The 18,583-nt window shown below is 70.1% G+C and carries 17 protein-coding genes and 1 rRNA gene; 17 read left to right on the top strand and 1 reads right to left on the bottom strand.

Annotation, left to right across the window (positions count from 1 at the left end; translation table 11 throughout):
- Window positions 1-153: 153 nt before the first annotated feature.
- The 4 genes from rrf to ACFYRH_RS22370 all read left to right on the top strand — a co-directional run bounded on the left by rrf (window position 154) and on the right by ACFYRH_RS22370 (window position 3,599).
- A 5S ribosomal RNA gene (gene rrf / locus ACFYRH_RS22385) occupies window positions 154-271 on the top strand.
- A 972-nt stretch (window positions 272-1,243) separates the two neighbouring features.
- Window positions 1,244-1,840: a hypothetical protein gene (locus tag ACFYRH_RS22380; RefSeq protein WP_387778280.1), complete on the top strand. Its 597-nt coding sequence runs from the start codon at window positions 1,244-1,246 to the stop codon at window positions 1,838-1,840.
- The gene (locus ACFYRH_RS22375; RefSeq protein ID WP_387778277.1) at window positions 1,837-2,736 is read left to right on the top strand and encodes a hypothetical protein; all 900 of its coding nucleotides are present in this window, start codon (window positions 1,837-1,839) and stop codon (window positions 2,734-2,736) included. Before ACFYRH_RS22380 ends, ACFYRH_RS22375 begins: the two co-directional genes overlap by 4 nt.
- 2 nt (window positions 2,737-2,738) lie before the next feature.
- Entirely contained in the window at window positions 2,739-3,599 is an 861-nt protein-coding gene (locus ACFYRH_RS22370; protein ID WP_387778274.1) for a CHAD domain-containing protein, read from the top strand.
- A gap of 1 nt (window position 3,600) precedes the next feature.
- Here ACFYRH_RS22370 and ACFYRH_RS22365 read toward each other — a convergent pair whose 3' ends face one another.
- A complete protein-coding gene (locus ACFYRH_RS22365) occupies window positions 3,601-4,764 on the bottom strand; it encodes a DUF1015 family protein (RefSeq protein WP_387778271.1) in 1,164 nt (387 codons plus the stop codon).
- A 24-nt stretch (window positions 4,765-4,788) separates the two neighbouring features.
- On the opposite strand from ACFYRH_RS22365, the gene ACFYRH_RS22360 reads away from it, so the two are divergent.
- The 13 genes from ACFYRH_RS22360 to ACFYRH_RS22300 all read left to right on the top strand — a co-directional run bounded on the left by ACFYRH_RS22360 (window position 4,789) and on the right by ACFYRH_RS22300 (window position 18,506).
- The gene (locus tag ACFYRH_RS22360) at window positions 4,789-5,895 is read left to right on the top strand and encodes an HAD-IIA family hydrolase (protein WP_387778268.1); all 1,107 of its coding nucleotides are present in this window, start codon (window positions 4,789-4,791) and stop codon (window positions 5,893-5,895) included.
- Between the two features lie 70 nt (window positions 5,896-5,965).
- The gene (locus ACFYRH_RS22355; protein WP_387778265.1) at window positions 5,966-6,448 is read left to right on the top strand and encodes a polyhydroxyalkanoate synthesis protein PhaF; all 483 of its coding nucleotides are present in this window, start codon (window positions 5,966-5,968) and stop codon (window positions 6,446-6,448) included.
- Window position 6,449: 1 nt separating this feature from the next.
- A complete protein-coding gene (locus ACFYRH_RS22350; protein ID WP_387778262.1) occupies window positions 6,450-6,965 on the top strand; it encodes a hypothetical protein in 516 nt (171 codons plus the stop codon).
- Window positions 6,966-7,781 (top strand): TlyA family RNA methyltransferase, encoded by an 816-nt coding sequence (locus ACFYRH_RS22345; protein WP_387778259.1) that lies wholly within the window; start codon window positions 6,966-6,968, stop codon window positions 7,779-7,781.
- Window positions 7,782-7,793: 12 nt separating this feature from the next.
- Entirely contained in the window at window positions 7,794-8,741 is a 948-nt protein-coding gene (locus ACFYRH_RS22340) for an NAD kinase (protein ID WP_387778257.1), read from the top strand.
- A 2-nt stretch (window positions 8,742-8,743) separates the two neighbouring features.
- Window positions 8,744-10,474 carry a DNA repair protein RecN gene (gene recN / locus ACFYRH_RS22335; protein ID WP_387778254.1) on the top strand — a complete coding sequence of 577 codons (1,731 nt, stop codon included), beginning with the start codon at window positions 8,744-8,746 and terminating at the stop codon, window positions 10,472-10,474.
- A 97-nt stretch (window positions 10,475-10,571) separates the two neighbouring features.
- A complete protein-coding gene (gene steA / locus ACFYRH_RS22330) occupies window positions 10,572-11,753 on the top strand; it encodes a putative cytokinetic ring protein SteA (protein ID WP_387778251.1) in 1,182 nt (393 codons plus the stop codon).
- Window positions 11,750-12,700, top strand: coding sequence for a copper transporter (locus ACFYRH_RS22325; RefSeq protein ID WP_387778247.1), 951 nt, complete (start codon window positions 11,750-11,752; stop codon window positions 12,698-12,700). The genes steA and ACFYRH_RS22325 overlap by 4 nt, the downstream gene beginning before the upstream one ends.
- A 1-nt stretch (window position 12,701) precedes the next feature.
- The gene (locus ACFYRH_RS22320; RefSeq protein ID WP_387778244.1) at window positions 12,702-13,511 is read left to right on the top strand and encodes a hypothetical protein; all 810 of its coding nucleotides are present in this window, start codon (window positions 12,702-12,704) and stop codon (window positions 13,509-13,511) included.
- On the top strand, window positions 13,490-15,079 hold the full coding sequence (gene murJ, locus ACFYRH_RS22315; RefSeq protein ID WP_387778241.1) for a murein biosynthesis integral membrane protein MurJ: 1,590 nt from the start codon (window positions 13,490-13,492) through the stop codon (window positions 15,077-15,079). The genes ACFYRH_RS22320 and murJ overlap by 22 nt, the downstream gene beginning before the upstream one ends.
- Entirely contained in the window at window positions 15,076-16,101 is a 1,026-nt protein-coding gene (locus ACFYRH_RS22310) for a glycosyltransferase family 4 protein (protein ID WP_387778238.1), read from the top strand. The genes murJ and ACFYRH_RS22310 overlap by 4 nt, the downstream gene beginning before the upstream one ends.
- Before the next feature lie 21 nt (window positions 16,102-16,122).
- A complete protein-coding gene (locus ACFYRH_RS22305) occupies window positions 16,123-17,856 on the top strand; it encodes a CTP synthase (RefSeq protein ID WP_387778235.1) in 1,734 nt (577 codons plus the stop codon).
- Window positions 17,853-18,506 (top strand): NUDIX domain-containing protein, encoded by a 654-nt coding sequence (locus ACFYRH_RS22300; protein ID WP_387778232.1) that lies wholly within the window; start codon window positions 17,853-17,855, stop codon window positions 18,504-18,506. The genes ACFYRH_RS22305 and ACFYRH_RS22300 overlap by 4 nt, the downstream gene beginning before the upstream one ends.
- The last annotated feature ends 77 nt before the right edge of the window (window positions 18,507-18,583 follow it).

The raw sequence follows: 18,583 nt of genomic DNA, 5'->3' as shown, positions 1-18,583 counted from the left end.
CTAATAGGCCGAGGGCTTGTCACACACATAATTCTTCAAGCCCTAAATTTTGCGCTAGTAACGATGTTCGCGTTCACTGTACGGTTCCCAGGATATGGTCAGCCCCCAGCCAGTTTTGTGGCTCGTGGCAGGTTGATAGTGTTCTCATAGAGTTTCGGTGGCCATAGCGTCGGGGAAACACCCAGTCTCCATTCCGAACCTGGAAGTTAAGCCCGCCAGCGCCGATGGTACTGCGACCGGGAGGTCGTGGGAGAGTAGGACGCCGCCGGACATTCACACTGTTAAGGGCCACCCCATCCGGGGTGGCCCTTAACATTTGTACGGAACACTCTGCGGCCGACGACGGTTGTAGGACCTGAAGGCTCTGTAGTACCCAAGACATTTTCACTCCGGAGTCCCCGGCCACGGGAGCTGCTCCTGGCCAGGACGTCACCTCCGCTGCGGGCGCGGTAACGTTTGTCCGATTACTGCTCTTCAGCATCGTTAGGAGTCATCGTGGCGACGCCACCTCGCAATCCTCGCTCCGGTTCTGGGGACCGACGCGGTTCCTCCGGTGGCGCCGGCCGTTCCGGCCGATCCGGAGGAGGCCGCCCAGACTCCAGCTCCGGTCGTTCGAACTCGGGCTCGAGCCGTGGCGGCTCTGGAGCCGGTCGTTCGGGATCCGGGAGCGGTCGTTCAGGCTCGGGTTCCGGCGGTTCTGGCGGCGGTTGGTCGAGCTCGGGTGGTTCCGGCGGCGGTTGGTCGGGGTCTGGTGCGGGCCGTAGTGGCTCCGGCGCCGGCCGTGGCGGTTCCGGTGCGGGGCGTGGCGGGTCGTCTGCGGGCCGTGGTTCTTCGTCTGCTCCGCGTGGAGGTTCGGCTCCCGGGCGTGGCAGTTCGCCCGCGGGGCGGGGCGGTTCGTCTGGTGGGAGCGGTGGGTCCGGCGGCGGGCGTGGTGGTTCGGGTGCGCCTCGTGGTGGGTCTGGCGGCGCGCCGGCTCGGCGGGGTGGATTCGCGGGCGGTCGGTCCGGTGGATCGTCGTACCGGGATGGGGATTCGTCCGAGAACCGGCGTGGGTTTGCTGGGTCTCGAGGGGATGACAAGGCTGAGCGGGATCCGTTCGGTGGGCAGATGTCGGGGCGGGACGACCGGTCCGGTGGCTATCGGCGGGACGATCGTGGGTCTGGGCGGCCTGGCGCTGGGCGTGGCGTAGCTGGTTCGCGACGGGACGACCGCGCTGGGCGCGACGACCGTGGCGGATACCGGCGTGACGACCGCGGCGGTGACGATCGCGGCGGGTTCCGGCGCGATGACCGCGGGACCTCGGGTGGCTACCGGCGGGATGACCGCGGTGGGCGTGATGAGCGTCCGGGCCAGAGCAGTGGCGGGTATCGGCGCGACGACCGTGCGGGTGACAGCCGGGGTGGTTTCCGGCGTGACGACCGCGGTGGAGATGACCGTGGCGGGTACCGCCGGGATGATCGCGGTGGCGACTCCCGTGGTGGGTTCCGGCGGGACGATCGCGGTGGCGACAGCCGGGGTGGCTACGGGCGGAATGACCGTGCGGGTGACAGCCGGGGTGGTTTCCGGCGGGACGACCGTGGCGGGGATGACCGCGGTGGGTTCCGGCGGGATGATCGCGGTGGCGACAGCCGGGGTGGGTTCCGGCGGGACGAGCGGGCGGACTCGCGTGGGCGCGCCGGTGGTCGGGACGAGCGGCGGGGTTCTGGCGGGCGTGATGACCGGCGGGACGATCGGCGTGGTGGGTTCCGGCGGGACGATCGTGAAGAGAAGGTCGGGCCGCGGCGCGACGACCCGAAGATTCCTGAGGGGATCACCGGGGCCGAGCTCGACCGGGGCGTGAAGGCCGAGCTTCGGTCGCTGCCTCGGTCGCTCGCCGACCTCGTGGCGCAGCACCTGGTCGCGTCGGGGCGGTTCCTGGACGACGACCCGGAGTTGGCGTACCAGCACGCGCGCACCGCGCGGCGGTTGGCGGCGCGGCTTGGTGGCGTTCGCGAGGCCGTGGCGATCACGGCGTACCTGGCCGAGCACTACGACGAGGCGTTGACCGAGTTCCGGGCCGTACGGCGGATGACGGGCAACCATGAGGTCATCGCGATGATGGCCGACTGTGAGCGTGCGCTCGGACGGCCCGACAAGGCGCTGGCGTTGACGAAGGACAAGCACGTCAGCGACCTGTCCGAGGCGACCCAGGTAGAGCTGCTGATCGTGGCGGCCGGTGCGCGGCGCGACATGCGGCAGAACGCGGCGGCGATCCAGATGCTGGAGGTGCCGGAGCTGACGAAGCGGACGCGGGCCGAGTGGCTGCCGCGTCTGCGGTACGCGTACGCCGATGCGCTGGCTGAGGCTGGGCGGACCGACGAAGCGCTCGTGTGGTTCCACCGGGCGGCCGGCGTCGACGGTGACGGGATCACCGGTGCCGCCGAGCGGGCTGCGGAGCTCGAAGGTCTCGAGTTCACCGACCTCGACGAGGACGACACCGTGCTCGATGATGAGTACTTCGAGGCCGAGTACGCCGAAGACATCGCCGACCAGGCCGACCAGGCCGACGCGGAAACCGATGACGAGGCTGATGAAGCCGCGGACGAAGCCGATGAGGCCGACGACGAAGCTGACGACGAAGCTGACGAGGCCGCGGACGAAGCTGATGAGGCTGACGACGAAGCCTCGGCGGCTGAGCATGAGGACGAGGCCGAGGGCGAGCGGGACGGTGTGAAGGACCAGAGTCTGGGGGAGTAGCCGTGGATGGCGAGCGGTTGGATGCGGAGACGCCGGTCGGCGTGCTGATCGGGAACGCGCTCGCCAAGGGGACCGCTCGGCTCGAGCGGTCCATCCGGATGGTGGAGAACGACGAGGACGACGCCATCCACCAGGTGCGCGTGTCGTGCCGGCGGCTGCGGAGTGACCTGAAGCTGTTCCGCAAACTCCTGGACGGCGACTGGGCGACCGAGCTGCGGTCCGACCTGGCCGCGCTGGCGCAGGCGTGTGGCGAGACGCGCGATCTGGAAGTGATCGCCGCCCTCGTCCGCGAGAACGGCAGCAGCGAGGACAACGAGGAGCACGTCGACACGATCCTCACCACGCTCACCCTCGGGCTCGGCCGCGCGGCCGCACGCTCGGCCGAGGTCGTCCTCGGGGAGTCCACCAAGGACCTACTCACCACCCTCGACGCGGTGACCACGGCCCCCGGCCTCAAACCCAAAGCAGACAAGCCCTGCAGCGAGGTCCTGCCGCAGCTCCTGCGGTCCGCGACCGCGAAGTTCACCCAGGAAGCCGAGAAGCTCGAGCCCTGGAGCCCCGATGACGACTGGCACGAGGTCCGGTTGCTGGCGAAGCGAGTCCGGTACGCCGCCGACACCAGCGCCTCCGTCCTCGGTGACGAAGCCAAAACGACCGCTGCGCACGCAGCGACGTACCAGGAGCTTCTGGGGCAGCACCAGGACCACTGCGCCGCGGCGGACGCTCTGACTGCCATGGCGGCGAATGCGGCGGCTCAGGACGACCCTGAGCTCTCCTTCACGCTCGGACGGCTCACGGAGCGCCACCGTGCCGCCAGGAGGCCACTCCGCGAGCAGTTCCTGAGCCTGTACCACCGGCCCTGACTCACAGCGTCCGGAACAGCAGCCCTACTCGTGGCTTCGGGCCGAACGACGTGGCCTTCTGCGGCAGTACGACGCCCTGCGCCGCTGAACGCAGTACCTGGTCCATCTGGGGCGCTGTGAGCTCCACAGCGACCCGTGACGGGCCAGCCAGGGCCAGTGCGTCTGCCAGCGTGTGATGGAACGTCAGATCGTCCTGGACCACGCCCCAGGCGGGTAGTAACACCTGGTGGAGCAGTACGACGGCAGGCGCGTCCGACGCGGAGTGCAGCGTGAGCCAGCTGGAGCCGTCTGTGAGCGAGATGCGGTTCGGATCGCCCTCCACGCGACCAGGCTGCATCTGCCAACCCACCGGCGTACGCGTCTGCACGGTCTGCAGGTCCAGCCCCGGTGCGACGCGGTGGATCGGGTCCAGCGTCAACGGGTGCCGGACGTAGTCGACCAGCATCGCCAGACCGACGCCGGCGCTCGCACGGTACGGCTCCCGCAATTGACGCTCCAGGTACGCCGCGTAGCGGTGGTGCCCGTCGGCGATGACCGCCTCGTGCCCGGAGAGCTCGGTCTCGATCACTGTCAGCACCGCCGGGTCGTTGATCCGCCAGATGCGGTGCTCGGCCCCGTTGTAGGTCTCGGCCTCCAGCCACGGCTCACCGGACCGCGCTGCGTCGACGGCGTCACTGGCCGCACCACCGTCGGCGTACGCCAGCAGGATCGGCTCCAGATCGGCGTCCGTCGCCTCCATCAGCCGCAGCCGGTCGTCGACCCAGTGCGGCATCACGTTCTCGTGCGGCAGCACCACATGCCGCCCCGGATCCAGCCGGAGCGAGCCGACCAGTCCGCAGAGTACGGCGTCCCCCAAGCGCTGCTCGTACACGTACAGCGCGGGCCGCTCGTCCTGCACCACGACACCGTCGCGCTGCCACCCGGCGAGCCGCTGCGCGGGTTCGTCGTACCGGGCCGGACCGAGCTCCGGATCGCGTGGAAGGATGAGCCTCACCATGTTGTGCAGATCAGAGTCAGTCAGCCGCCGGACGATGGCGGGTTCCAGCACGTCGTACGGCGGTGACGTGACGGCGCCGAGCGCGCTCACCTTCCCCGCCACGAACCGCCAGGCACGCAACGGGTCGAGTCGCAGCACGCTCTCCGCGCTCACCGTGGGATCCGGCATGCGCGGCATCGTACGGGGTGATGCATGACCACGGAACGTACGGCGCCCGAACCGCTCTCGGCGTGTGACGAACCGCTCGCGAGCCGGTACGACGTGGCGCTGCTGGACCTCGACGGCGTCGTGTACGTCGGCCCGGACCCGGTCCCGAACGCGCCCGAGAACCTCCGCAAGGCCGCCCAGGAAGGCCTGCGGATCGGGTTCATCACGAACAACGCGAGCCGGCCGGCGCGGATCGTTGCCGAGCACCTCGCGTCGTTCGGGCTGGACGTGATCGCCGAGGACGTGGTGACGTCCGCGCAGGCGGCCGCGAAGCTGATCGCGAGCGAGTTCCCGAAGGGCTCCCCGGTGCTCGTGGTCGGCGGTGAGGGCCTGACCGTCGCGCTCGAGGAGTACGGTCTGACGCCGGTCCGCAGCAGTGACGCGCACCCGGTCGCGGTCGCCCAGGGCTTCCACCCGGAGGTGAACTGGGTGATGCTCGCCGACGGCGCGCACGCGATCAACGAGGGCGCGAAGTGGTTCGCGACCAACATGGACCTGACCATCCCGACCGCCGCCGGCAAGGCGCCCGGGAACGGCACGCTGGTGCAGGCCGTCCGGGCCGCCGTCGACGTCGACCCGGTGGTGGCCGGCAAGCCCGAGCCGCCATTGCTGGAGACCAGCATCGAACGGCTGGAAGCCAAGCGCCCGTTGATGATCGGGGACCGCCTGGACTCCGATATCCAGGGCGCGCACGCGGTCGGGATCGCGAGCCTGTGGGTCGCGACCGGTGTCCACGACGCGTACGACCTGGCGCGGGCGCCGAAGAACCAGCGCCCGACGTACATCGGCGACGGGCTCGGCGCGCTCGCCGAGAAGCACCCCGGCGTCACGGTGTCCGGCGGGAAGCACACCTGCGAGGGCTGGACGGCCGAGGTCGTCGACAACGCGGTCGCGGTCAAGGGCGAGGGCCGCCCGTACGACGGTCTGCGCGCGGTCCTGTCCGCGGTGTGGGCCGCCGTCGACGCGCCTGCCGAGCCGGTCAAGCCCGCGAAGACGGCCGGCCGCGGACGCCGGCCGCGCCCGAAGCCGGCGCCGACGGCGGACTCGATCAGCCTGGACGCGGCGCTGCACCGCATCGGCCTGGACCACTGATCCACTCCGCTGGCTGGTATCCGCGCACCGAGGCGATACCGTTGCTGGAACGAACCCCTGGAGGGCAGTCATGGTGATGGACGCACTGCGCGGCTACGTACAACTGGCGAACGGCCTGACCGAGGTCACCAAGCAGAAGGCCCAGGCGGCGGCGAAAGCGCTGCTGCAGCAGACCGGTGCGGACCAGCTGACGACCAAGGTCGGCGACCTGGCCGACGAGATCGTTGCCACCAGCAAGAGCAACCGTCAGCTGCTGCAGGCGATCGTGGCGAACGAGGTCGAGGGCGCGGTCGCGCGGCTCGGGTTCGTCCGGTCCGAGGAGGTCGCGGCGCTGACCCGGCGGGTGCAGTTGCTGGAGACCGAGCTGGCCGAGGTGCAGGTGCCGGCGCCGTCGGCGGCAGCAACGGCACCGGTCGCGGCCGAGGCTCCGGCCGCGGCGGCGCCGGCGAAGAAGACGGCCCGGAAGGCCACCACCAAGAAGGTGGCCAAGAAGGCGCCGGCGAAGACGGCGGCCAGGAAGGCGCCGGCCAAGAAGACTGCGAAGAAGGCCTGACGTGACCGAACATCCTGGCGAGCAGTTCCCACCGTACGTCGACCCGGACGTCGAGCCCGGATTCGACCCGGACCAGTCGGAGCAGTCGGAGCAGATCCACGCGCACCCCGACTACGACACCGAGCCCGGCGCGCAGGACGCCGCCGAGCACGTGGGCCCCGCGGCCGTCGAGTTCGGCCCGGAGTTCGCGCGGGCGCCGGGCGAGGAGTACGAGCACTCCTACGAAGCCGGCTCCGCCGAGGACCCGACGCCTGAAGACCCGACGCCTGAAGGCTCGACGCACGAGGACACGACGTACGAGGAGAACCCCGCGTACGAAGAGACCGGTTCCGGCGCGGGGCCGGCGTACGAGGAGGCCGGAGAGGGCGGGCATCCGTTGGTCGAGGAGACCATGAGCCGGCTCGACCAGCTGCGGGACCGGCCGGTCAGCGAGCACGCCGAGGTGTACGCCGACCTGCACGAGACCCTGCAGAGTGCGCTGGTCGAGGCCGACGCCGACCAAGGCGACCGGGGCTGAGTGGCCAAGGGAGTCAAGCGATCGCGCCTCGACGCCGAGCTGGTACGGCGTGGTCTCGCGCGGTCCCGTGAGCACGCCAGCGAGCTGATCGCCGCCGGAAAGGTGAAGGTCTCCGGGACGGTGGCCGGCAAGCCCGCGACCGGCGTCGGCGCCGACGCCCCGATCGTCGTCGACACGTCCGAGCACGAGGACCCCGGGTACGCGAGCCGCGGGGCGTACAAGCTGCTCGGTGCACTCGAGGTGTTCGACCGGATCGAGGTCGCCGGCCGCAGGGTGCTCGACGCCGGCGCGTCCACCGGTGGTTTCACCGACGTCCTGCTCCGGAACGACGCGGCGCACGTGATCGCCGTCGACGTCGGCTACGGCCAGTTGGTGTGGGCGTTGCAGACCGACGAGCGGGTCACGGTGATGGACCGGACGAACGTCCGGACGCTGACGCTCGAGGACATCGGCGGTGACCCGGTCGATCTGGTGGTCAGCGATCTGAGCTTCATCTCGCTCACGCTCGTCCTGCCCGCGCTGATCGGCGTGGTGAAACCGGACGGCGATCTGGTGCTGATGGTGAAGCCGCAGTTCGAGGTCGGCAAGGAGCGGCTCGGCAAGGGCGGCGTGGTCCGCGACCCGGAGCTGCGCGCGGACGCCGTCCGCGCAGTGGCGGCGAAGGCGCACGAACTCGGCTGGGGAATCGAAGGCGTCGCGGCCAGCCCGTTGCCTGGTCCGTCAGGAAATGTCGAATACTTCCTGTGGATACGACGTGTTGCGCCCGGGCTCGATGAGACGATGCTCCAAACGGCGATCGAGAGCGGACCTCAGTGACCGGGAGGCAGGGTGGTTGAGCACGAGCCGCGGCGCGTGCTGCTGGTGACGCACACCGGCCGCGAGCAGGCGGTCGAGGTCGCCCGGGACGCGCACCGGCTGCTGACCGGCGCCGGGATGCAGGTCCGGCTGCTCGGCGGCGAGGCGGAGGCGCTGGCGCTCGACCCGGTGGAGATCGTCGACGACCCGGAGAAGGCGGCCAACGACGTCGAGCTGATCATGGTGCTCGGCGGCGACGGCTCGATCCTGCGCGCGGTCGAGCTCGCCCGTCCGCACGGTACGCCGGTGCTCGGGGTGAACCTGGGTCACGTCGGGTTCCTCGCCGAGGCGGAGGCCGACGACCTGGAGCGGATCGTGCAGATCGTCGTTGACCGCACGTACACGGTCGAGGAGCGGATGACGCTGGCCGTCGACGTGCGGCTGGACGACGACCTGATCTTCGAGACCTGGGCGCTGAACGAGGCGAGTGTCGAGAAGGCCGCCCGGGAGAAGATGCTCGAGGTACTGGTCGAGGTCGACGACCGCCCGCTGTCCCGGTGGGGCTGCGACGGTGTCGTGGTCGCCACGCCGACCGGGAGTACGGCGTACGCGTTCTCCGCCGGTGGGCCGGTCGTCTGGCCGGAGGTCGAGGCGATCCTGCTGGTGCCGTTGAGCGCGCACGCGTTGTTCTCGCGGCCGATCGTGGTGGCGCCGACGTCGCGGCTGTCGATCGAGCTGGTGCCGTCGTGGCACGGTCGCGGGGTGTTGTGGTGCGACGGCCGGCGAATGGTCGAGGTGCCGCCCGGCGCCGAGATCGCGGTCCGGCGTGGTGCGACGCCGGTCCGGCTGGCCCGCGCTCACGAGGCGCCGTTCACCGACCGGCTGGTGGCGAAGTTCGACCTCCCGGTGCTCGGCTGGCGTGGGGCCGCCGAGCGCAAACGCAACGGCCACGGCAACACCAACGGCAAACAGGAGACCTAGGCATGCTCTCGGAGATCCGCATCACCGGGCTGGGCGTGATCGAGGATGCGACGCTCGACCTCGACCCGGGGTTCACCGCCGTCACGGGTGAGACCGGGGCCGGTAAGACGATGGTCGTGACCGGCGTGAACATGTTGCTCGGTGGTCGCGCCGACAGCGGTCTGGTGCGGCACGGGACGCGGCGCGCGCGGGTCGAGGGACGCGCCAGCGCCGTACCGCGGGCGATCGTGCAACAGGCCGAGGACCGTGGTGGCGAGCTGGACGACGACGAGTTGCTGATCGCGCGCGAGCTCTCCTCGGAGGGCCGGTCGCGGGCGTTCCTCGGTGGCGCGTCGGTGCCGGTGTCGGTGCTCGGGGAGGTGTCCGGCGATCTCGTCGCGATCCACGGGCAGGCCGACCAGTGGCGGCTGCTGCAGCCGGCGCGGCAACGCGAAACGCTGGATACCTTTGCCGGTAAGGCGGTTCTGGTTCCGCTGCAGGAGTACGTCGCGGCGTACAAGCGGCATCGTGAGGTCGAGGCCGAGCTCACCGAGCTGACCACCCGCGAGCGCGATCGGCTGGCGGAAGCCGATCTCCTGCGTTTCGGTCTGGACGAGGTCGCGAAGGCGGAGCCGTTGTCCGGCGAGGACGTCGAGCTCGCGGCCGAGGAGGAGCGGCTCGCGTACGCCGACGGTCTGCGCACCGCGGCGACGACAGCGGCCGACGCGCTGGCCTCCGAGGACTTGGACTCGACCCGGCCGAACGACGTACTCGGCCTGCTGGCGTTGGCGAAACAGGTGCTGGACGGTGAACGTGAGCACGACGCCAAGCTCGCCGAACTGGCCGACCGCGCGGGCGAGCTCGGGTACCTCGCGGCCGATCTGGCGCAGGAGCTTTCGTCGTACGCCGCGGATGTCGACACCGATCCGGCCCGGCTGGCCGTGGTCAGTGAGCGGCGTTCGCTGCTGCACGGCCTGGTCCGTAAGTACGGCGACGAGCAGGGCACCGTCGACGAGGTACTGGAGTGGACGAAGCGGTCCGCGACGCGGCTCGCCGAGCTCGACGGCAGTGACGAACGGGTCGAGGCGCTGACCGGCGAGCTGACCGAGTTGGACGCGAAGCTCGCGGAGCTCGGACGGCAGATCCGGGAGGCCCGGATCGAGGCCGCGGAACGGCTCGGCGTCGCGGTGTCCGAGGAGCTGACCGGGCTCGCGATGCCGCACGCGAACTTGTCGGTCGAGGTGCACGAGACCACGGCCGGGCCGTTCGGGATCGACGAGGTCGAGTTCTGCTTCGCGGCGAACCCGGGCAGCCCGGCCCGCCCGCTGCAGAAGGCCGCGTCCGGTGGTGAGTTGTCGCGGGTGATGCTCGCGCTCGAGGTGATCCTGTCGGACACCCATCCGGTACCGACGTTGGTGTTCGACGAGATCGACGCCGGCATCGGCGGCCGGGCCGCGGTCGAGGTCGGCAAGCGGTTGGCCCGCCTGGCGCAGAAGGCGCAGGTGATCGTGGTGACCCACCTGCCGCAGGTGGCCGCGTTCGCGGACCGTCACGCGGTTGTGCTGAAGAGCGACGACGGCTCGGTCACGACGAGTGGTCTGGTCGCTCTGGACGATGACGCCCGGCTGAAGGAACTGTCCCGGATGATGGCCGGTCTGGAGAACTCCGACGCCGCGCAGGCCCATGCCGAAGAGCTGCTGGCCTTGGCTGCTGAGCGTCACAAACCGCGCCGGAAGAGTCGTTCAAAAGGATGATTTGACGCACAGTCACCGTTAATTCAGTGCGTGAACAGGCGTGTGCCCGGGTAAATGAACCGGGAAGGGGCTCTTGACATGGCAGGATGAGAGCGCGATGAAACTGCCCAGCCTGCGGAGAGCACGTCCTACTGAACTGCCCGGCATCACCGGAGTGGTCCGGCTGGATCGCCGTACCAAGAATCTCACCAAACGGCTGAAGCCGGGTGAGATCGCGGTGATCGATCACGTCGACCTGGACCGGGTGAGCGCCGAGGCGCTCGTCGACTGCAAGGTCGCCGGGGTGGTGAACGTCGCCGACTCGATCAGCGGCCGCTACCCGAACCTCGGTCCGGAGATCCTGGTCGAGGCCGGCATTCCGCTGGTCGACGGGGTCGGCCGTGAGGTGTTCTCGGTCCTGCACGAGGGTGAGCGGGTCCGGCTCGACGAAGGCACGCTGTACCGCGGTCACGACGCGGTCGCGAAGGGCATCGCCCAGGACAGCAAGACCGTCGCGGAGCTGATGGACGAGGCCCGGTCCGGGCTGTCGACCCAGCTCGAGGCGTTCACCGCCAACACCCTGGAGTACCTGCGGCGCGAGAAGGACCTGCTGCTCGACGGCGTCGGCGTACCGGAGATCCACACGTCGATGGAGGGCAAGCACGTCCTGATCGTCGTGCGGGGCTACGACTACCGCGACGACCTGGTCGCGCTGAAGTCGTACATCCGGGAGTACCGGCCGGTGCTGATCGGGGTCGACGGCGGCGCGGACGCCCTGGTCGAGAACGGCTACGTGCCGGACCTGATCGTCGGCGACATGGACTCGGTGAAGGACGACACGCTGAAGAGCGGTGCCGAGGTGGTCGTGCACGCGTACCGCGACGGCCGCGCACCAGGCTCGGAGCGGCTGGAGCGGCTCGGCGTGGACTCGATCGAGTTCCCGGCCACCGGCACCAGCGAGGACGTCGCGATGCTGCTGGCCGACTCCAAGGGCGCGTCGCTGATCGTCGCGGTCGGTACCCACAACTCGCTGGTGGAGTTCCTCGACAAGGGACGCTCCGGGATGGCCAGCACCTTCATCACCCGCTTGCGGGTCGGTGCCAAGCTGGTGGATGCCAAGGGCGTCGGCCGGTTGTACCGCAGCCGGGTGTCGACCCTCCAGGTGGTCGCGCTGGCCGTGGCCGGCCTGTTCGCACTCGGCATGGCGTTGGTCGCGATCGGCGCCGACGACGTGCTCTGGTCGATCCTGCGGGCGCGCTGGAGCGACTTCGTCTACTGGATCCGGGAGCTGTTCACGTGATCGACTTTCGCTACCACATCGTCTCGATCGTGGCGATCTTCTTCGCCCTGGGCGCCGGTGTGGTGCTCGGCGCCGGCCCGCTGAAGGGCACCGGCAGCGAACTCGTCCAGGCCCAGGCCGACAAGGACCGCCAGCAGCTGGCCGACGCGCGCGCCGAACTGGTGCAGGTGAAGGCCCTGGACAAGTACCGCGACGACTACGTCGCCAAGGTGACCGCCGGGCTGACCGACGGCAAGCTGGTGAACAAGAAGATCACGATCGTCACGATGCCGAACGCCGACAGCGACCTGAGTGACGGTGTCCAGGGCGAGCTGGAGAAGGCCGGCGGCGTCGTCAGCACCAAGGTGGCCCTGGACGCGAAGCTGTTCGACACCGGTCAGCGTCAGCTGGTCGAGTCGCTGGTGAACCAGCTCGTGACCGCGGACATGAACTTCCCGAAGGACAGCACGACGTACCAGCGGGCCGGTCTGTTGCTCGCGCGTGGGGTCGCGGCCAAGGAAGAGGGCAAGACCGGGGACGCGGACTCCGCGAAGGTGATCAGCGGGCTGACCGGCGCGAAGCTGTTGTCGCTGAAGCCGTCGCAGGTCAAGGACCGGTCCAGTCTGATCGTGGTGATCGCTGCCAAGCCGGCGTCGGGGTCGACGGACAACTCGACGTACAGCGACGCGGTCGAGTTCATCAAGGGCCTGGACATCGGCAGCGGCGGGGTCGTCGTCGCCGGTACGCCGGAGACCGCGGCCGACGGTGGACTGCTCAAGGCCTTGCGGAGTGACTCCGACGCCACCAAGATCGTTTCCTCGGTGGACGTGGCCGACATCCCCGCCGGTCAGATGACGGTGGTCTTCGCCCTGGCCGAACAGGCGACCGGCAAGGCGGGGCAGTACGGCGCGATCAACGCGAAGAACGGCGTGGCACCGTCGGCCGTACAGACGAACAAGGACAACTGACGTGGGATTACTCAGCGCCGCCATCGGGGCGGCCGCTACCGCAGGGCTGGAGCGCGCGGCCGAACAGCTGCCCAAGGAGAACCGGGAGCCGTTCGAGCGCACCAACCACCGCGGTGAGCCGGTGACGCTGCTCGAGGGCCCGATCGCGGTGCTGGGTGCGCTCGCCGGCGTCGCGGCGTCCCGCGGCAACGGCAAGGTGAAGACGGCCGCGCTGGTGGCCGGCGCCGTCTCGGGCGCGGTCGGCGCGTACGACGACCTGCGCGGCACCACGCAGGCCAAGGGCTTCCGTGGTCACCTGAGCGCGCTGAAGCGCGGCGAGGTGACCAGCGGCGCGGTGAAGATCCTCGGGGTCGGCGCCGCCGGTCTCGCGGCCGCCGCGCTGCTGCCGCGCAAGTCCCGCGGCGTGAAGGCGGTCGCCGGAGTCGTTGCCGACGGCGCCTTGATCGCCGGTACGGCGAACCTCACCAACCTGCTCGACCTGCGCCCGGGACGCGCCCTCAAGGCGGTCGCCGCCCTGAACGCCCCGCTGGCCGCCGTGAACGGTCCCGCCGGTGCCGTCGTCGGCGCCGCCGCGGCCTCCGCGCCGTCCGATCTCGGCGAACGCTCGATGCTCGGCGACTGCGGCGCCAACGGCCTCGGGGCGATCACCGGTACGGCGTTCGCCGCGGCCCTCCCGCGTCCGCTCAAGACGCTTGTCCTGGCGGCCGTCATCGGCCTGAACCTGGCCAGCGAGAAGGTCAGCTTCACCAAGGTCATCGCCGACACCCCGGTCCTCGACAAGATCGACCAGTGGGGCCGACGACCCAGGTGAGTCGGGTCGCCCGCGCCGCCCTGGTCGTCGCGGCGGTCACTGTGCTGGCGCGGGTGGTCGGGTTCGGCCGCTGGCTGGTGTTCTCGAAGACCGTCGGCGCCGGGTGCCTGGCCGAGGCGTACACGACGGCCAATCAGCTGCCCAACATCCTGTTCGAGGTCGTCGCGGGTGGCGCGCTCGCCGGTGCCGTCATCCCGGTGCTGGCCGGTCCGGTGGCGCGCGGCGACCGCGCCGCGCAGGGCCGGATCATCGGGGCGTTGCTGTCCTGGTCGTTCGTGCTGCTCGCGCCGGTCGCCGTACTCGCGTGGATCCTGGCCGGCCGCTACACCGACGCGATGCTGGACCCGGGCGCCGATTGCGCCAGTACGACGGCGACCGCGACCCGGATGCTGGCGATCTTCGTCCCGCAGATCTTCGGGTACGCCGTCGCGGTGATCGCGACCGCGGTTCTGCAGTCCCACAAGCGGTTCGCGGCCGGCGCCTGGGCCCCGCTGATCTCGAGTCTGGTGGTCGTCGCGACGTACTTCGTGTTCGCGGCCGCCGCTCCGGACGCCGACTCGGCCTCCCGGGGCGCCACCGACCTGCTCGCCTGGGGTACGACGGCCGGTGTGCTCGCGCTCGCCCTCACGGTGCTCGGCCCGATGCTCTTCCTCCGCCTGCCGATCAAGCCGACCCTGCGGCTGGACCCGGGGGTCGGTCCGGTACTGCGGAGGCTCGCGCTCGCCGGTCTCGCCGTACTGATCGCGCAGCAGCTCACGTTCGTCATCACGACGTACCTGGCGAACCACCGGGGCGTCGCGGGCAGTATCGCGGTCTACACGTGGGCCAACGCGGTCTATCTGCTGCCGTACGCCGTTCTGGCGGTTCCGATCACCACAGCGGTCTTCCCGCGTCTCGCGGCGGCCTTCGACGCGGGGGAGGGCTTCGACCGCTACGCCGCCGCCTCCACGCGGGCAGTGCTGCTCGCGGGCGGTGCGGGCGCCGCACTGCTGATAGGTACGGCGGTCCCGGTCGCCAGGATCTTCGCGTACAACGACGGTGCGGTGCAGCAGGCTCAGGCGACTTCACTCGCCAACGGGCTCATCGCGTTCGCGCCGGCGGCTATCGGGTTCGCCGTACTGATGCATGTCGGTCGGGTGCTCTATGCGCGGCACTGTGGGCGTGAGGTGGCTCTGGTGACCTCCGGGGCGTGGGTACTCGTCGCAGTGGCCGGCGTGGTCCTGACAGCCAAGTGGGACGCCGTACCGGCGCTGGCGGCCGCAATGTCGGTGGGCATGGTCGCGGGCGCGGTGGTGCTGCTCGGCGTACTGCGGCGTGAGGCCGGACCCGGTGTACTGGAGGGGGCTGGTCGTGCGACCCTTGCGGCACTGGCTGGTGCCGTATTGGCCGGCGCAGCGGGCTGGCTGGTCGCCTTGCCGGCCGGCAACGGCGGCGTGGGCAAGGCCATCGTGTTCGCAGCCCTCTCCGGCCTGGCCGTCGTGATTGTGTACGCCGGCGTGGCAATGACCCTCGACCGCACCGACACCCGTGCTCTACTACGACGGGGTTCTGCAGAGGAGGCGCAATGAGGATCGGGCTGCTGCTCGCGGAGGCGCGAGGCGGGATCGGGCAGCATGTCGCCTCGCTGGTGCCACGGTTCGTCAGTGCCGGGCACGAGGTGGTGGTGTGCGCACCGTCCGGGACGGCCGAGCACTTCGATTTCGCGCCGGCGACCGTCGTCACGCAGGCGGCCGGGCTGCGTGGCTGCGACGTGATCCACGCGCACGGCTACCGCGCCGGAATGACCGCGCTGCGGGACAGGGCGCGGCTACGGCCGCTGGTGGTCACCTGGCACAACGCAGTGATCGCGCCGGGGCCACGCGGCCTCGTGATGCGGATGGGGCAGCGCCTGGTTGCCAGAGGCGCTGACCTGACGCTGGGAGCCTCCAGCGACCTCGTGGAGCTCGCGAAGCGCCTTGGAGCGCGCAACGCCCAGCTGGCACCCGTAGCGGCCCCTGCGATGCCCAGGAGCCGCACACCGCGGTCCGACGTACGGCGGGAGCTCGGCCTCGGTGATCAGCGCGTGGTGCTCACTGTGGGGCGTCTGGCTCCACAGAAGGACTACCCGACTTTGCTGTCGGTCGCTGCACGCGTCCACGAGTCCACGCCGGACGCCGTGTTCGTAGTCGTCGGTGACGGGCCGCTGCGGGACAACCTGCAGGCCAGGATCGACGCTGAGCATCTGCCCGTACGGCTATTGGGGCACCGTAATGACGTGGCCGACCTGCTAGGTGCGTCGGACGTGTTCCTGCTCACGTCGCATTGGGAGGCCCGGGCTCTGGTCATCCAGGAGGCGATGCAGGTCGGCGTACCGGTGGTGGCGACTGCAGTGGGCGGCGTACCCGAGCTGGTCGGGGACAGCGCCGTACTGGCGTTCCCCGGGGACGCGGACGGTCTGGCGGACGGCGTACGGGCGGTACTCGCGGAACCCGACACGGCGAACGCTATGCGGACGCGCGGCCGGGAGTTGTCCGCGAGATGGATGGACGAAGACGCGGTCGCGAAGAATCTGCTCGACATCTACGCGGGTCTCGTCGCGAGCAGTGGTTGACAAGAGGTAGGCTGGAGGCCCGTGGACAGGGCTTCGAATTCCCAGCAGACCAAGCACGTATTCGTCACCGGTGGCGTGGCATCCAGTCTCGGCAAGGGACTGACAGCGTCCAGCCTCGGCAGTCTGCTGACGGCTCGGGGCATCCGGGTGACCATGCAGAAGCTGGATCCGTATCTGAACGTGGATCCCGGCACGATGAACCCGTTCCAGCACGGCGAGGTGTTCGTCACCAACGACGGCGCCGAGACCGACCTGGACATCGGGCACTACGAGCGGTTCCTCGACCGGGACCTGTCGGCGGTCGCGAACGTGACCACCGGCCAGATCTACTCCAGCGTGATCGCCAAGGAACGCCGCGGCGAGTACCTCGGCGACACCGTCCAGGTGATCCCGCACATCACCAACGAGATCAAGGAACGGATGCTCGCGATGGCGGGCCCGGACGTCGACGTCGTGCTGCACGAGATCGGCGGCACGGTGGGCGACATCGAGTCGCTGCCGTTCCTCGAGGCGGCCCGGCAGGTCCGGCACGACGTCGGCCGCGACAACGTGTTCTTCCTGCACATCTCGCTGGTGCCCTACATGGCGCCCAGCGGTGAACTCAAGACCAAGCCGACGCAGCACTCGGTGGCGGCGCTGCGGTCGATCGGTATCCAGCCGGACGCCATCGTCTGCCGCGCGGACCGGCCGATCCCGGACAGCGTGAAGCGCAAGATCTCGCTGATGTGCGACGTCGACGTGGAGGCCGTGGTCGCCGCGGTGGACGCGCCGAGCATCTACGACATCCCGAAGGTGGTGCACGCCGAGGGCCTGGACGCCTACGTCGTCCGCCGGCTGAACCTGCAGTTCCGGGACGTCGACTGGACCCGCTGGGACGAGCTGCTGCGGGTCGTGCACCACCCGAAGGACGAGGTCACGGTCGCGCTGGTCGGCAAGTACATCGACCTGCCGGACGCATACCTGTCGGTCGCCGAGGCGCTGCGCGCGGGCGGGTTCGACAACGACGCCCGGGTGAACCTGCGCTGGATCGCCTCCGACGAGTGCGCCACCCCCGAGGCGGCGGCCCGGCTGCTCGGCGACGTGGACGCGATCTGCATCCCCGGTGGCTTCGGGGTCCGTGGCATCGAGGGCAAGATCGGCGCGATCCGGTACGCCCGCGAGCAGCGCATCCCGATCCTCGGGCTGTGCCTCGGCCTGCAGTGCATGGTGATCGAGGTCGCGCGGGACCTGGCCGGCCTGGACCAGGCGAACTCCAGCGAGTTCGACGCCGACGCCGAGCAGCCGGTGATCGCGACGATGGAGGAGCAGAAGCACATCGTCTCCGGCACCGGCGACATGGGCGGCACGATGCGGCTCGGGCTGTACCCGGCGAACCTGGCCGACGGCTCGATCGTCCGCGGCCTGTACGGCGCCCCGTCGATCCAGGAGCGGCACCGGCACCGCTACGAGGTGAACAACGCCTACCGGGACAAGCTGGAGAACGCCGGCCTGGTGTTCAGCGGTCTGTCGCCGGACCACGAGCTGGTCGAGTTCATCGAGCTGGACCGCTCCCTGCACCCGTACTTCGTGGCCACCCAGGCGCACCCGGAGCTGCGGTCCCGGCCGACCAAGCCGCACCCGCTGTTCTCCGGCCTGGTCTCGGCCGCCCTGGACCGGCAGCGCGAGTCGCGGCTCCCGGTCGAGGACCCGAAGCCGGCGGCCAAGAAGGCTGCCACTGAGAAGCCCGCCAAGGCCGAAGCGGTCAAGGCCCGATGACCGACCATCCCGAGCTGCGGTTCGGCGCCGGTCTCGAGGACAAGCCGGAGCGCTGGCCGGTGTCCGCGTCCGAGACCGTCCACGAGACCGGACGGGTGATCTCGGTACGCCGGGACACCATCGAACCGCCGGGCGGGGAGTCGTTCGTCCGCGACGTCGTCGTACACCCCGGCGCCGTCGGTGTGGTGGCGCTGGACGAGGACAACCGGATGCTGCTGGTCCGGCAGTACCGGCACCCGGTCGGCTACAAGTTGCTCGAGGCGCCGGCCGGGTTGCTCGACGTCCAGGGCGAGCAGTACCGCCTGGGCGCCGAGCGCGAACTGTGGGAGGAGACCGCGACCAAGGCCGCCGACTGGCGGATCCTGGTGGACGCGTTCACCTCACCCGGCCTGACCGACGAGGCGGTCCGGATCTTCCTGGCCCGCGACCTGTCACCGGCCGACGAGTCCTTCGAACGCCTCCACGAGGAGGCCGACATGGAAACCGTCTGGGCACCTCTGATCGACGTCGTCGGCGCCGTCCTGGCAGGCCACCTCCAGAACCCGATCCTCGTCATGGGCTCGCTCGCCGCCTGGACCGCCCTCAACGGCCCCGGCTTCGACACCTTGCGCCCCGCCGACTCCCCATGGCCCGCCAAGGACCACACCTGATCGTTACCTGCGTCGTGTGAACGGTGGCCTGCCTGCTCACTAGGGTCCGATCGATACCAGGTGGTGAGCAGAAGGAG

Source organism: Kribbella sp. NPDC004875 (assembly GCF_042873375.1).
Classification (GTDB): domain Bacteria; phylum Actinomycetota; class Actinomycetes; order Propionibacteriales; family Kribbellaceae; genus Kribbella.
This window is presented reverse-complemented; position numbering and strand designations above follow the sequence as displayed.